The organism is Enterococcus sp. S22(2020) (genome assembly GCF_020295385.1).
GTDB classification, from domain to species: domain Bacteria; phylum Bacillota; class Bacilli; order Lactobacillales; family Enterococcaceae; genus Enterococcus_L; species Enterococcus_L dunnyi.
In genome coordinates this window covers 297,878-311,482 of the sequence record NZ_JACFUD010000003.1, presented here as the reverse complement: position 1 = coordinate 311,482, position 13,605 = coordinate 297,878, and the positions used below count along the sequence as shown (strand labels likewise).

General features: G+C 38.4%; 12 protein-coding genes and 1 other annotated feature. Of the genes, 2 read left to right on the top strand and 10 right to left on the bottom strand.

Annotated features, from left to right (window positions below):
• Positions 1-78: 78 nt before the first annotated feature.
• From ald to H3T55_RS07195, 3 genes are read right to left on the bottom strand one after another with little or no spacing between them, the layout of a single operon-like run.
• Positions 79-1,191 (bottom strand): alanine dehydrogenase, encoded by a 1,113-nt coding sequence (ald, locus tag H3T55_RS07205; protein ID WP_225533937.1) that lies wholly within the window; start codon positions 1,189-1,191, stop codon positions 79-81.
• Between the two features lie 23 nt (positions 1,192-1,214).
• A complete protein-coding gene (kynU, locus tag H3T55_RS07200; RefSeq protein WP_225533936.1) occupies positions 1,215-2,486 on the bottom strand; it encodes a kynureninase in 1,272 nt (423 codons plus the stop codon).
• A 56-nt stretch (positions 2,487-2,542) separates the two neighbouring features.
• The gene (locus tag H3T55_RS07195; RefSeq protein ID WP_225533935.1) at positions 2,543-3,730 is read right to left on the bottom strand and encodes an MFS transporter; all 1,188 of its coding nucleotides are present in this window, start codon (positions 3,728-3,730) and stop codon (positions 2,543-2,545) included.
• A gap of 266 nt (positions 3,731-3,996) precedes the next feature.
• Between H3T55_RS07195 and H3T55_RS07190 the strand changes: the two genes are divergently transcribed.
• Entirely contained in the window at positions 3,997-4,437 is a 441-nt protein-coding gene (locus tag H3T55_RS07190) for an Lrp/AsnC family transcriptional regulator (RefSeq protein WP_225533934.1), read from the top strand.
• Positions 4,438-4,542: 105 nt separating this feature from the next.
• Here the strand turns inward: H3T55_RS07190 and obgE are convergent, their stop codons facing one another.
• Complete coding sequence (obgE, locus tag H3T55_RS07185; RefSeq protein WP_318652968.1) at positions 4,543-5,856, bottom strand: GTPase ObgE; 1,314 nt, start codon at positions 5,854-5,856, stop codon at positions 4,543-4,545.
• A 495-nt stretch (positions 5,857-6,351) separates the two neighbouring features.
• Here obgE and gap point away from each other — a divergent pair, with 495 nt between their 5' ends.
• Positions 6,352-7,362, top strand: a complete 1,011-nt coding sequence (gene gap, locus H3T55_RS07180; RefSeq protein ID WP_087640121.1) for a type I glyceraldehyde-3-phosphate dehydrogenase — start codon at positions 6,352-6,354, stop codon at positions 7,360-7,362.
• A gap of 70 nt (positions 7,363-7,432) precedes the next feature.
• On the opposite strand, the gene H3T55_RS07175 is transcribed toward gap, so the two are convergent.
• The 6 genes from H3T55_RS07175 to H3T55_RS07150 form a co-directional block, all read right to left on the bottom strand.
• Entirely contained in the window at positions 7,433-8,461 is a 1,029-nt protein-coding gene (locus H3T55_RS07175) for a 3-deoxy-7-phosphoheptulonate synthase (protein ID WP_225533933.1), read from the bottom strand.
• 64 nt (positions 8,462-8,525) lie between these two features.
• Positions 8,526-8,769 (bottom strand) — a binding site (T-box leader).
• 118 nt (positions 8,770-8,887) lie between these two features.
• Positions 8,888-9,355 (bottom strand): Fur family transcriptional regulator, encoded by a 468-nt coding sequence (locus tag H3T55_RS07170; protein WP_225533932.1) that lies wholly within the window; start codon positions 9,353-9,355, stop codon positions 8,888-8,890.
• Between the two features lie 124 nt (positions 9,356-9,479).
• The gene (locus tag H3T55_RS07165; protein WP_225533931.1) at positions 9,480-10,346 is read right to left on the bottom strand and encodes a S1 RNA-binding domain-containing protein; all 867 of its coding nucleotides are present in this window, start codon (positions 10,344-10,346) and stop codon (positions 9,480-9,482) included.
• Between the two features lie 18 nt (positions 10,347-10,364).
• The gene (locus H3T55_RS07160) at positions 10,365-10,691 is read right to left on the bottom strand and encodes an AzlD domain-containing protein (RefSeq protein ID WP_412523568.1); all 327 of its coding nucleotides are present in this window, start codon (positions 10,689-10,691) and stop codon (positions 10,365-10,367) included.
• Positions 10,681-11,388, bottom strand: a complete 708-nt coding sequence (locus H3T55_RS07155) for an AzlC family ABC transporter permease (protein WP_225533929.1) — start codon at positions 11,386-11,388, stop codon at positions 10,681-10,683. Before H3T55_RS07155 ends, H3T55_RS07160 begins: the two co-directional genes overlap by 11 nt.
• 206 nt (positions 11,389-11,594) lie before the next feature.
• Positions 11,595-13,526, bottom strand: a complete 1,932-nt coding sequence (locus H3T55_RS07150; protein ID WP_225533928.1) for a cell division site-positioning protein MapZ family protein — start codon at positions 13,524-13,526, stop codon at positions 11,595-11,597.
• Between the last annotated feature and the right edge of the window lie 79 nt (positions 13,527-13,605).

The following is a 13,605-nucleotide window of genomic DNA, read 5'->3' as shown; positions in this document are numbered from 1 at the left end:
TGACTGAGAAGTAATTTCAAAAGATTACTTCTCAGTCATTTGGAAATTAAATAAATGTTCATATAGCTTATAGATCGTTTAAGTTAAAAGCTCATATACTGGTGTATATTCTTTATTTTGATCTTTTGCGACTACCTCTATTGTCAAATGATTTTTATACGTGTTTATCCCTGTGGCAATCGTTTCATTTTCTTTTGCTGCTTGGACGATCCCTTTATTAGCAATTGTTACAGCATAAGGAATCGTCGTGTTTGTTAATGCAAAAGTAGAGGTTCTCGGTACAGCACCCGGCATATTAGCAACAGCGTAATGAACAACACCGTGTTTGATATAAGTCGGATGGTCATGAGTCGTGATTTGGTCCGTTGTTTCAAAGATTCCTCCTTGATCGATGGCGATATCAACAATGACTGCACCAGGCTTCATTTGCTTGACCATTTCTTCAGTGACAAGCTTCGGTGCTTTAGCACCTGGTATCAACACTGCACCAATGACCACATCTGCTTCTTTGACTTTGTTTTCGATATGATAAGCATTTGAAATCAGCGTCTGCACATGATTACCGAACAAATCATCTAATTCTGCCAAGCGATTCGGGTTGACATCCAATATAGTAACTTTAGCCCCCAACCCAATAGCGATTTTTGCGGCATTCGTCCCTGCAACACCTCCGCCGATAATGACCACTTTTCCTCGCTCAACACCAGGAACGCCGAAAAGCAGGATTCCTTCTCCACCTTTTGGTTTTTCTAAAAATTGTGCACCGATTTGAACAGACATTCTACCAGCGACTTCACTCATTGGAGTCAATAGAGGTAATGTATGGTTCAAGCTCATTGTTTCATAGGCTACAGCGGTGACATTACTAGTGATCAAAGCATTCGTCAATTCAGGTTCAGGTGCAAGATGCAGATAGGTAAACAAAATTAAATCATCATGAAAATACTGAAATTCTTGCGGCAGCGGTTCTTTGACTTTGATCACCATTTCTGATTGCCAAACTTTACTAGTATCCGCTTCAATGACTGCACCAACTATTTTGTATTCCTGATCTGTAAAACCTGAACCAAGACCTGCTCCACGTTCAACAACGACGTCATGACCAGCATCAACTAAACTAACGACTCCAGAAGGTGTGATGGCTACTCTGTTTTCATTATTCTTAATTTCTTTAGGAATTCCAATACGCATTTTTATCACCTCGCTGATTTATTTTAAACAACTAATGTCCGTTCATTACTAAACTGTTCATAGGTCTTTTCTACGGCGATTTTCTCTAGTGTTTCCACAAGTGTATACACTTCTTGATAAGTATTATACAAAGCTATTGGTGCCAACCGAATGACATTTGGTTCCCTAAAATCCGGAACAATCCCTGCTTGCTTTAATGCCTTGCAGATTCGGTATGCTTCTTGGTGTTCTAAGCAAACATGACCGCCACGTCGATAGTCTTCACGAGGATTTCCTACATTATAGCCATAACGTTCAAGTTTTTCATCGATCAAATACATTAAATAGGCTGTGATCAACAATGATTTTTCACGAATCTTTTCTATTCCCACTTCATTAAAAATGTTTAAGGTCCCTTCTAAAGGCGCCATAGCTAAAAAGCTTGGTGAACCGATTTGCCAACCACTGGCATCTTGTTGGTGTTCGAACTGATGCTTCAATTCAAATTGAGTCTCATCTTTATTCCCCCACCAGCCAGCTAATCCAGGAGTTTCTTTAAAATGTTTTCTATTCATGTATAGACCAGCAATCGATCCTGGTCCTGCTGAGAGATATTTATAGGTACACCAGACTGCAAAATCTGGTTGAACCTCTTTAAAATCCATTGGAATCGCACCGATTGCATGACACAGGTCCCATCCGATCAAGATCCCTCTATCGTGTGCGGCTTTTGTTACTTTCCCCATATCTAGTACCTGAGAACTTCTATACAACACAGTTGGCAGCAGTATGATCGCAACATCATCTGTCATTGCAGCGATGACCGCTTCTTCATCGATCAAACGACCATCAGAACTTTTGACTACTTTAACAGCTTCATCAGGGGTGTATCCACGCAGACGTACTTGACTGTCGATGGCATATCGGTCTGTTGGAAAATTTAGATCATCTACTAATATTTTATAACGATCTTTTGTTGGTTTATATAATGTACTAATGCATTGATGAATATTTATCGTTGTACTTCCAGTGATCACGATTTCATCTGGATAAGCATTGATCAATGGAGCGGATAATTCACCTAACTTTCCGGCATAATGAAATAAGCCGTCCCATAGTTTGATGCCTTCCTTTTTCCAAGTTTCCAGCATTTTTAGCAGGGCCTCTTCTGCATCTTTGGAGGCTAGCCCCAAAGAATTCCCATCCATATAAATTTCATCTTCCTGTACATAAAAGCGACCTCTAATTTCTTTTAACGGGTCATTATCATCCAACCATTGTGCATATGCACGATCTGCTTGAAAATTTTTTTTCATTGCTATCACCTTTCCTTTTTCAACGATTCCTATTTAATAAATCAATCATCGCTCTTTCAGGCTAAAACTTTTTCTCGATTCAATCTGACAAAGGCTATGATCGCCAGCAAAGAGAAAATTCCAATACCGCTCAGCGCATAAATCGCGAACTTCCACGATTGATTTTTTTCACTGATTTCTGTAGCTATGGGTGTGCCTATAAAAATACCTATATAAAAAAATAAGTTGATAAACGAGATGCTTGACCCAATCGATTGTTCTTGCTTGACTACTTTTGGTGCTAAGATCATCACACAGGATGATGCTAGACTTGCTCCGGCAGATAGAGTAAACAATTGTCCAATAAATGTCGCTTCACTGGATAAAAATGCCATCCATAATGTTGAAACAAATAATAAGAGAAATGAACCAACAATCACGACTTTGCCTTTTCTTGTTTTATCGATCAAGTAGCCGGCTACAGCACCGAAAGGAATACCGAATAGACCAAAGTAACCTGTATACCGATTTGCCACTATTTCTGATAATCCATATAGCTGTGTATAAATCAATGGATAAAGATTGATAAAAGCGAACAAAATAAAAGCCATCCCACCTTGTGCTAAAGCCAAAAGACAGATCGATTTATTTTTGATCGTCTTTTTAATAGTTATCTTCTTTTCTTTTTGACTTTCCTTTTCATATACTGCGGGTTCATCGAATAGAAACAGATAAATAAACAATAAGAAAACGGCACATACTGCGATAAGCAACCACAAGAAACGAAGACCGTACAATTGAGTCAATGGTTTAAATACATTCATAGCCAACATCGAACCTAATGCTGAAAAGGTTCCCCAAAGACCAGTTGCAATGCCGCTATTTCCTTTTTTAAACCAAAAATTGATCAATACGATGCCTACCATAATGATCATCGAAAACGAAATTCCCTCAATGACTCTGGAGAGTAATAATGTGAAATAGCTCTTGGAAAAATATCCCCAAAGGTTCCCTATAGCTAAACAACTCATCAACCCAACTAATAGCTTTTTCGCTCCAAAGTGCGCCACTAAAGCGCCTCCTGGAATTGCTAAAAAGATACCAGAAACTGTAAAGATCGCCATCAACCATGAAATCATCGATAGACTAACGCCAAGCTCCTGACTTAATTCATTCTGAATAGGAACCAACTTCAATTGGCTCAATGAAACGACCACTCCACCTAAATAAAGCAACAAAAATTTCAACCATTTGTTTCCCACCATAAAGAACACTCCTTCTTGGTTCCTTTTTTGATTGAAGAAACACTGCTTTTACTAGTAAAATAGCTTACATCTCAAGATAGGTTTATCATAAAGGATTCTTTCTATTTTTGTATATAAAAAAAAGCACGAAATGAAAACGCATTCTTTTCAGATTAGAAATTATTCTTTCTTTTTTTTTACAATCTGAAATAGCTAGAAAAAACACGAATTATACACTATAATAATTGTACAAAATAAGTCACACAGCACTATTAGGAGGTAGATCGATGGATAGAACTGATTATAAGCTATTACAGATCCTGCATGAAAATTCACGTATTTCAATCGTTGAGCTCTCTCGTCAGGTTAATTTAAGTCGTCCCAGCGTAAAAGAACGAATCGATAAATTGGTCGAAAAAGGGATCATCAAAAGCTTTACGATCCAAACATCTTTAAATCAGTACAATGAAACAATCACCTTCTTTTCCGAACTAAGCCAAGTCACCTTGCCTCTTGAAAAGATAATTCCCATGCTAAAACAGCTGCCGCAAGTCAACGAAGTCCATATCGTCAGTGGAGAAGTGAATTATCTTGTGAAAGCCACCGTTCAAAATACCACTGAGATGAAGGAGCTGCTTGCAAAATGGATGAGATTTGCTAAAGTCAAGAGTTCAATTATCTTAGAAACTCCTATTGAAAATCACTATCATTTTGAAGTAGACAATTAAATCAAAGAGTCTCTTGAAAAAGAGTCTTTGCCTCAATTCATGTGAATAAATTCACTAAAATCATCTAAAAAAGAACTGATCAATGATCAGCTCTTTCATCTATTCTTATTCAACAAACTCAAATTCAAATTCAGCTATTCTCACGATATCTCCATCTTTTGCTCCGCGTGCTCGGAGAGCTTCATCAACGCCCATTCCGCGTAATTGACGAGCAAAACGCATCACGCTTTCGTCATGTTCAAAGTTCGTCATTTGGAATAATTTCTCCAATGATTCACCTGACAAGATCCAAGTGGCATCAGGGTCACGGTCAATGCTAAATTGCGGACCTTCGGATTGGAAACCATAATGAACAGTATCTTCGACGATTTCCTCTTCATATAACGGAAATTCTGGAGTAACCTCAAGTAGATCCGCTGTTGCATTCAGCAAAGGCTCGATCCCTTTGCGGGAAATACCTGAGATAGGGAAAATCGGTAAATGATCAGCATATTCATCTGTCCGTTCTTTCTCGATCTGTTCCTTGAATTTTTTTAAGTTTTCTTCAGCTTCCGGCATATCCATCTTGTTAGCGACAATGATTTGCGGACGCTCCATTAAGCGCAAGTTATGAGAGGCAAGCTCTTTATTGATTGCCAGATAATCTTCGTACGGATCACGGCCTTCCATCCCACTCATATCGATCACATGAAGGATCACTCGTGTTCGTTCAATGTGGCGTAAAAACTGTGTACCCAAGCCGACACCTTGCGACGCACCTTCAATCAATCCAGGCAAATCAGCAGCAGCAAAACTGCGCCCATCTGTTGTTGAAACCATTCCAAGATTTGGTACAAGCGTCGTAAAGTGATAGGCACCGATTTTTGGACGTGCAGATGAAATGACTGAAAGTAACGTAGACTTCCCGACAGAAGGAAAACCAACGAGTCCGACATCAGCTAAGACTTTCAGCTCTAATTCGATTCGTCTTTCTTGGCCTGGTTCACCGTTTTCAGCAATTTCAGGTGCTGGATTTTTCGCAGAGGCAAAACGAATATTCCCACGTCCGCCGCGTCCGCCTTTAGCTACAGTCAAAGTTTGACCATTTTCGATTAAATCACCGATCAAAACGCCCGTATCTGCGTCGCGTACAGTTGTACCCGGCGGAACTTTGACAAACGTATCTTCCGAGCCGCGCCCGTGCATTCCTTTACTCATACCATTTTCGCCCGGCTGTGCTTTAAAATGACGGTTAAAACGAAAATCCATCAATGTACGCAAGCCTTCTTCAACGATTAAAATCACATCACCGCCGCGACCTCCGTCACCGCCTGCTGGACCTCCGTCCGGTACATATTTTTCTCTACGAAAAGCTACCATTCCATCGCCGCCTTTACCGGCTTTGACGTCGATCGTTACCTGATCTAAAAACATGGACATAATTTGTCCTCCTATTCTAAAGAAATTGAAATAAACTCTTTCGATATTCATTATTTCATTCATTGGATTTAATTGATGATCGTAAAACAGCTTAGTGTTTTACTATTTTCCTCAAAAGGAAATGCTGTTTGAAAGCCTTTCTTATTGTAAAGGTTAATGCTGCATTTGTCTAGTTACTTTCCTTATTATGAGCTTAAATTAACAAATGTCCATGTTTTCTTTTTTCACTTTTATGCTATAACAGCAAATATTTTTTGTGACCTTTATTGATCAAAAGACAAGATTTTTGACAAAAATCGAAAAAGCGTTCATGCTACAGGTATAGCGTATATCTATCTGTTCTTAACTCAAAAGGGATATTACGTTGACTGCTTTATTCATTTTATGTACTGTTTTTGTGTTCAAAATTTTGGATAAATGGTGAGAAGGTATCAAAATAGTTAACCTATTTCTTGATATTGTCTTAACCTTAACTATCAAAGGAGGAAATTTAGCATGACAGTAAAAGTAGGTATTAATGGATTTGGACGTATTGGACGCCTTGCGTTCCGTCGAATCAAAGAGGTTTCTGATGATATTGAAGTGGTGGCGATCAATGATTTGACTAGTCCGACTATGTTGGCTCAGTTATTGCAGTTCGACTCTACTCATGGTACTTATCCTGGAAAAGTAACTGCAACTGACGATTCAATTGTAGTTGACGGGCAAGAAACAAAAGTCTATGCAGAAGCTGATGCCAGCAAATTGAAATGGGTCGAAGAAAATGGTGTCGACATCGTTTTAGAATGTACTGGTTTTTATACTTCTGAAGCGAAAGCACAAGCTCACTTAGATGCTGGTGTAAAACGAGTTGTGATCTCTGCTCCTGCTGGAGACATGAAAACGATCGTATACAACGTAAACGATGATACATTGACTCCTGATGACAAAATTATTTCAGCTGGCTCATGTACAACAAACTGTTTAGCACCGATGGCCTTTTTCTTAAACAATGAGTTTGGTATTGAAGTCGGCACAATGACTACGGTCCATGCGTATACTTCTACTCAAATGCTTTTAGACGGTCCAGTCAAAGGTGGAAACTTGCGTGCCGCTCGTTCTGCAGCTGATAATACGATCCCTCACTCTACTGGAGCAGCTAAAGCAATTGGTTTAGTTATTCCGGAATTGAATGGAAAATTACAAGGCCATGCGCAACGTGTTCCTGTTGTTGACGGTTCATTAACTGAATTAGTATCGATTCTAAAAACAAAAGTAACTGCAGACCAAGTCAATGAAGCAATCAAAAAACATACAGTTGATAATCCTTCATTCGGCTATGATGACCGCGAAATCGTTTCAGGTGATGTCATTGGTACTACAGAAGGATCGATCTTCGACCCAACTCAAACAGAAGTCACTTCTGCTGGTGAATTCCAATTAGTCAAAACCGTTGCTTGGTATGACAATGAATATGGCTTTACTTGCCAAATGATTCGCTTACTGGAAAAATTTGCTAATTTATAAATCATGATCGTAAAAAAGCTCTCACAAGCAATTATTTTGCTTTGAGAGCTTTTTTCATTGCTGAAATTATTTACGCATTCTCAGCAATATATTCAACTAAACGTTCCGTTTCATCCCAGCCTAAACATGGATCGGTGATAGATTGACCAAACACCTTGCCGTTTGCTTCTTGCCGTCCACTTTCAAGGAAACTTTCGATCATAAAGCCGCGAACCCATTGTTTCATATCATTGTTCCAAGAACGATTGATCAATGTTTCTTTGACGATTCGGATCTGTTCTTTGTATTGTTTACCAGAATTATCATGATTAGTGTCGATCACAATAAATGGATTTTTATACCCACCTGATTTGTATAATTCTACTACTTTCAATAGATCTTCATAATGATAATTAGGAATATTTTTCCCATACTCATTTAACCCTCCACGTAAAACAACATGAGCCAATGGGTTTGAGCTAGATTCCACTTCTAATCCATTAAAAATAAATTCTTGTTTTTGTTGTGCTGCATACAAAGAGTTGAACAGTACATTTAAGTTGCCGCTAGTTGGGTTTTTCATTCCTGTAGGCTGGTCGATCCCGCTAGCCACAAAACGATGTTGCTGATCTTCTACTGAACGAGCACCAACTGCAATGTAGCTGACTAGATCCTGTACAAATTCTAAATTTTCTGGATAAAGCATCTCATCTGCTGTTGTCAATCCTGTCTCACTGATTACACGATTATGGAGACTGCGGACAGCTGCGATACCTTTGATCAGGTTACTTTCACCTTCTGGATTTTGTTGATGAAGCAGCCCTTTATAGCCGTCGCCATTTGTTCTTGGTTTATTCGTATAAACACGCGGAACCATAAAAACTTTATCCTGTACTCTTTCTTGCAATTTTGCTAAACGAGTAACATATTCCATCACAGCTTCTTCATCATGAGCAGAACATGGGCCGATCAATAATAAAATCTTTTGACTTTTCCCTTCTATGATCTCCTTCAATTCATGATCTCGAAGTGCTTTTTTCTCCGCTTGCTCTTTCGTTAATGTAGACAAAGATTTTACTTGATCAAAATCGATCGTCTTGCTTAATGCTTTAAAACTCATAGAATAACTCCCCCTCATTTTTCTAGTACTCAAACAATAAAAAAAGCCCCGCCTTTTCATTTCTGAAAAGGACGAGACGTATTGACTCGTGTTACCACCTTTGTTTACAATCAGCTCACACTCATTGTCTTAATAGGTACAAATATATACCCTGGCACAATAACGGGCGCGCACTAACCGTCACAGCCTACTTCATTCGGTGTGAAGTTCAAAGAGGAATTCGGATAATCCAAGTTTGTGCGCCTCTCAACTACCGGCTACTTTCTGTACAACTGTCTTATCTTACTAGTTCTTATCGATACTTTTATTGTTTATTGAAGCTATTGTATGAGATTCTTCAAGGATTGTCAATCATTTTTGCAAATAAACGACAAAAAGCCAAACAAAAGTATCTAAAATACACGTTTGGCTTTTTCAAATAGAACACTATTCTTTTGTTTGACTTTTCTTTTTCTGCTGACATTCTTCACAAATACCATGAAAGGTTAAGCGATGATCTTTCACCATGAAATGATAGCGTTGCTCAATCACTTGCTCGACTTCACCGAGAAGGTCCTCTTCTACTTCTTGAATATTGCCACATTCCAAACATAGCAAATGATGATGGAAATGCTTTGCACCTTCTTTACGTAAATCATAACGGGCTAATCCATCATTAAAACTTACTTTATCGACGACCTTTAGATCCGTCAATATTTCCAGTGTGCGGTAAACAGTTGCTAAACCAATTTCAGGGCTTTTTTGTTTGACTAAAAAATAAATTTCTTCTGCTGATAAGTGATCTTTTTCATTTTCTAGTAAGACTAAAACCGTTGCTTCTCGTTGAGGCGTTAGTTTGAATCCAGATTCATGCAATTGTTGTTTCGTTTTCTTTAAAGCAGCAGTTGAATCCATAGTTGGCAGCCCCTTATTTAGAATGATTTTAAACTAGGAACTTAATTCCTAGAATTAGATTATAATTAGTATAAAATAACTGAAGAACATTTGCAAGTGATTCTCAATTAGAATGAAAAAAGATTTATTTCTTCTCTTTTTCCAATAAAATAGTAAAACCAGATTCCTGCTTGATCTTCCCTTGTTTTAGCAAGCTGCCGATCGCCCGCTTGAATTGAGCTTTGCTGATACCAAATGTCTGCTTGATTTCCTCAGGATTCGATTTATCAGTAAAAGGGATCTTATGATCTGCAGCTCTTTCTAAGAAGGTCAAAATCATCAGCGCATCATCACTAATGACTTCATATCCTCTAGGTTTCAATGAAAGATTCAGCACACCATCAGGACGCACACCAATGACTCTGCCATTTACTTTCTCACCTAAACGCGGCTCTTGATAACGTTCGGAAGGATGGATAAAGCCAATTTGAAAATCATCTGTTAGAACAAAAGTACCTGCCATCTTTAAACGATAAACGATGCCGCTGACATTTTTGTTTTTAAGGTCTTCAGTTCCAGGCTTAGCCATTGCTTTAAACAATTTTTCATCTGCTAATTCACCCCAAATACGGTCTTTGTCATCGACTTTGAGTGCAATCATTAGTTGGTCATCTTTCTTAGGCCATAATTCGCGCATAACAGGCAATTCATCAAGAGAGACTACTACATCCTTATCCTTTAAGCCAATATCGACAAAAGCGCCCAGATCTCTTCTAGTACCCGTTACCGTCCCAAAAGCAAATTGACCGATTCGAGCTGCTGGGATCACCGTTGTCATTTCCGGCTCTTGTTTTTGATTTAAGTAGCCGAATCCTTCAACTGCCTCACCGATTTCATGAGCTCCTTCTTCTTTTGCTAAACGAAAAGTGATCCCGTTTTTTTGTAAAAAGTAATATCCGTCATTTTCATCGATCACCAATGCGGTAAAAATTTTTGCTAATAATTCATTCATAGTATGCTCCTTCTGGCCTTAGCCTAAAAAAATGCGTAGTAAAGCTACCGTTACGATCCCGACTAAAACGGTTTTCATTAAGTCTTTCGTACGAATAGCTACGAGTAAAGTGGGAATACAGCCTAATGCTTCTATTACTTTTACCCGGGGGAAACCTGTTGTCTGAGCCTCTAAAATACTCTGAAATAAAAGTGCAGTCAAGATACAAATAGGAATAAACGATAAAAATCGTAAAAACCATTTAGGAAAATCTACACGTTTTGAGATCAGGAACGGTAAAATCCGCGGAATCCAAGTAACTAATGAACATCCTAAAATAGTCAGCAGCACATAATTATTCATCACGATAATTCACCACCCCGACTGTACAACCTAATAGTGTAGAAAATAAAACAGAAAGTTCTGGGGAAAAGAATCCCATAAATAGATAAAGTGAAACGATCACCGTTCCTAAAACGATCAATGTTTCTTTGGTATGTTTTTTTATTGGATCATCCAATTGCAATATGAATAAGCCGGCAAACATCGCAACTAACGCAAAATCCAAGCCAAGTAAATTTGGATCTGGAATCCAAGTACCCAATAATCCTCCAATGACAGTGGCGAAAATCCAAGCAGCGTAAGCTGTGATATTCAAGCCGTGTGTCCATGCCGAAGAGACACGATTTTCATTATTTAAAGCTGACATCAAAACCCCATACGATTCATCTGTCAGAAGTGTTCCGATCCCAATACTTGTGATCAGAGGCTCTTGTTTAAAATATGGCGCAACGGACATGCTCATCAAAAAATGACGTAAATTTACTAAAAAAGTGGTAAAGATAATTGCAGAAACTGGTGAATGTATTGCGAGCATGCCGCAAATGATAAATTGTGCACCTCCGGCATAAACCAAAATGGACATTAAAGCAATTTCCAAAATCGATAGGCCAACGTTTTTCCCAACGACTCCTGCAGCGATCCCGATGCCTAAATAGCCTAAAATGGTTGGTACACAAGCCTTTACCCCTTCTTTGAATGTGTTATATTCTTTTTTTTCCATACTGTTTCTCCTTGTATTTAGCCAATCGTCATTGGCTATTTTCACCATAGGGCGTTTATCAAGACAATTAGTGATGCTTTTAAAAATACAGAAACTCATTTTTTCTATTTCATGCTTGCATAAGCGCCTATATAGATTGATTCAGAAGGAAAACGAGACAAAAGTACAAAGACCTTTGCCTCATCTATTTCTTCTCAAAAAAATGATCATCTTCCAGCATTTCTTGAAGCATTTCCTTTGAACCAGCCTGTTTTAGCATTGATCGTAACTAAATACTGACCATCTCCGCCATAGAGATTATAATAGCCTTCCCCATCAATGATTCTAGCAGGTTGTAATGAGTAATTACCTGCTGTAATGTAGCCACGTTCAATACAAGTAGCAATGACTTTATCTTGGATCCCAGGTGCCCAGACCCATGCTGGGTTACTCATATCGCTAACATCATTTGCATCTGCCGTATAAACAGGAGCTGTATAAACACCATCAGCATTTGCAGGCGTGAATGTACTTGCATCTGGTTGTCCGCCATTTGCAAGTTGTACAGTATTTCCTTGCTCATCATAAACAGCTGTGTTCCCCGCTGACGACTGTCCGCTCGCTTGAGCAGATGCCGCTTGCTGTTGTGCTGCATTTGCTGTTTCTAGTTCAGTCAATGCTTGATCAGCTTTTGCCAGTGCTTCTGTTAACGGCTTACGTAACGTTTCACTCTTGACTTGATCGACTTCGGCTTTTGCAGCATTATAGGTTTCTCTTGTCAAGGCTTCAGTCGTTTGGTTATCCTTGTAGACAACTTCAACTGCAGCTTTGGCTTTTTGTAATTGATCATATTGTGCGATTGCTTGATCGATTCCTTGGTTGATCAATTTGTCAAAAGCATCTTTTTCATCATATTTACTAATATCGACTTTTTTATCGGCCTTGATTGCAACATCATTTAATTTGTTTCCAGAAATAACTGGTTGATCAAATAGCTCATTGACCTGTGAAAGTGCAGCCTGCTTCGTCGTCACTTTATCATACAATGCTTGTAGTTTTTTGTGATCTTTATCATCTTTCAATGTGTCCAAATTTTCTTTGATGGTTTTCGGACTAAGATTGACCATCTCCGGCTTGATAAACAGCTGTTTATCATCTGTAAAATAACTATTCAATTCTTTTTCTGTTTGAGAAGCAAGTTTTTCATTCGTTTCAGACACTTTTGTTCCATCAGAAGATTTCTTTTGTGTTTGGCTATAAGCAAACCACGAGCCTCCTGCTAGTACTACGACCGCCGCCAAAATAATCGATAATTTTTTATAGTTTTTTGGTTTTGATGGTTTTGGATTGTCAGATTTAGGTTCAGCTTTACTAGATGGAGCCGCCGGTTTAGCGAAATGATCTTTAGCAGAAGACGATCCTTCTTCCCCATCTTTAAAAAAGATCGGTGCTGCGTCCATTTCGATTTCTTCTGGCTTTTTACTATTTGAAGGGATTTCAGTTGTTTCTTTCGGTAATGCTTTAGGACCGATTGGTTTTTCTTCTGGTTTAACGAATTTAGAAATTCCTTCTTTTGATGTATTATTTATCGATTTTTCATTCTGTTGTTTATCCTCTTCTATAGGCTTCACTTCATCTTGTCCTTTATCAGTAGATTCTACTTCCGGCTCAGCAGCTTGTTCTGTTTCTTCAGAAGTCATCGGCTCTTTAAGCTCTTCATTTTCATTGGTCTTTTCAGCATCTTTTGTTTTCTCATCAGAAGATAACTCGTCTTTTATTTCTTCATTTTTATGGTCATTGATATATTGGGCTAACGCAGCTGTGTCTTCGAGGTTAGTCTTTTTCTCTTCGATTATTTTCTCAGAGTCATTTGTGCTTTCCTCAGCAGTCGCACTTGTATCTTCTTGCTGCTCATTGAACATCGTCATTACATGACCAATACTCATATCTTTCAATTCAGACCATTCAATATTTTCATTTTGTTCCTTATTAAGAAAACTTGAGGATGACTCTTCCTCATTGATCGTCGCTTCAGTGTTCGTTTCCTCAGTTGAAATCTTTTCACTTTTTTGGTCTTCTTTAAAAGAATGACCACAGTTTGGACAGATTTCTTCTTTATTATCTATTTCAGTTCCGCAATTTGGACATTGTTTCGTCATTCATTCCGCCTCACATTCTATCATTCAAGTAAATCTAATCTACCATAAAAATGCTGTTCTTCCAATATGTACTATCTAA

Bases quoted from the DNA above. Each gene is read 5' to 3' on its own strand.
- H3T55_RS07170 (WP_225533932.1), bottom strand. From the start codon at position 9,355: ATGGATTCAACTGCTGCTTTAAAGAAAACGAAACAACAATTGCATGAA.
- kynU (WP_225533936.1), bottom strand. From the start codon at position 2,486: ATGAAAAAAAATTTTCAAGCAGATCGTGCATATGCACAATGGTTGGAT.
- H3T55_RS07175 (WP_225533933.1), bottom strand. From the start codon at position 8,461: ATGAGTTTTAAAGCATTAAGCAAGACGATCGATTTTGATCAAGTAAAA.
- ald (WP_225533937.1), bottom strand. From the start codon at position 1,191: ATGCGTATTGGAATTCCTAAAGAAATTAAGAATAATGAAAACAGAGTA.
- gap (WP_087640121.1), top strand. From the start codon at position 6,352: ATGACAGTAAAAGTAGGTATTAATGGATTTGGACGTATTGGACGCCTT.
- H3T55_RS07195 (WP_225533935.1), bottom strand. From the start codon at position 3,730: ATGGTGGGAAACAAATGGTTGAAATTTTTGTTGCTTTATTTAGGTGGA.
- obgE (WP_318652968.1), bottom strand. From the start codon at position 5,856: ATGTCCATGTTTTTAGATCAGGTAACGATCGACGTCAAAGCCGGTAAA.
- H3T55_RS07165 (WP_225533931.1), bottom strand. From the start codon at position 10,346: ATGAATGAATTATTAGCAAAAATTTTTACCGCATTGGTGATCGATGAA.
- H3T55_RS07150 (WP_225533928.1), bottom strand. From the start codon at position 13,526: ATGACGAAACAATGTCCAAATTGCGGAACTGAAATAGATAATAAAGAA.
- H3T55_RS07190 (WP_225533934.1), top strand. From the start codon at position 3,997: ATGGATAGAACTGATTATAAGCTATTACAGATCCTGCATGAAAATTCA.
- H3T55_RS07155 (WP_225533929.1), bottom strand. From the start codon at position 11,388: ATGGAAAAAAAAGAATATAACACATTCAAAGAAGGGGTAAAGGCTTGT.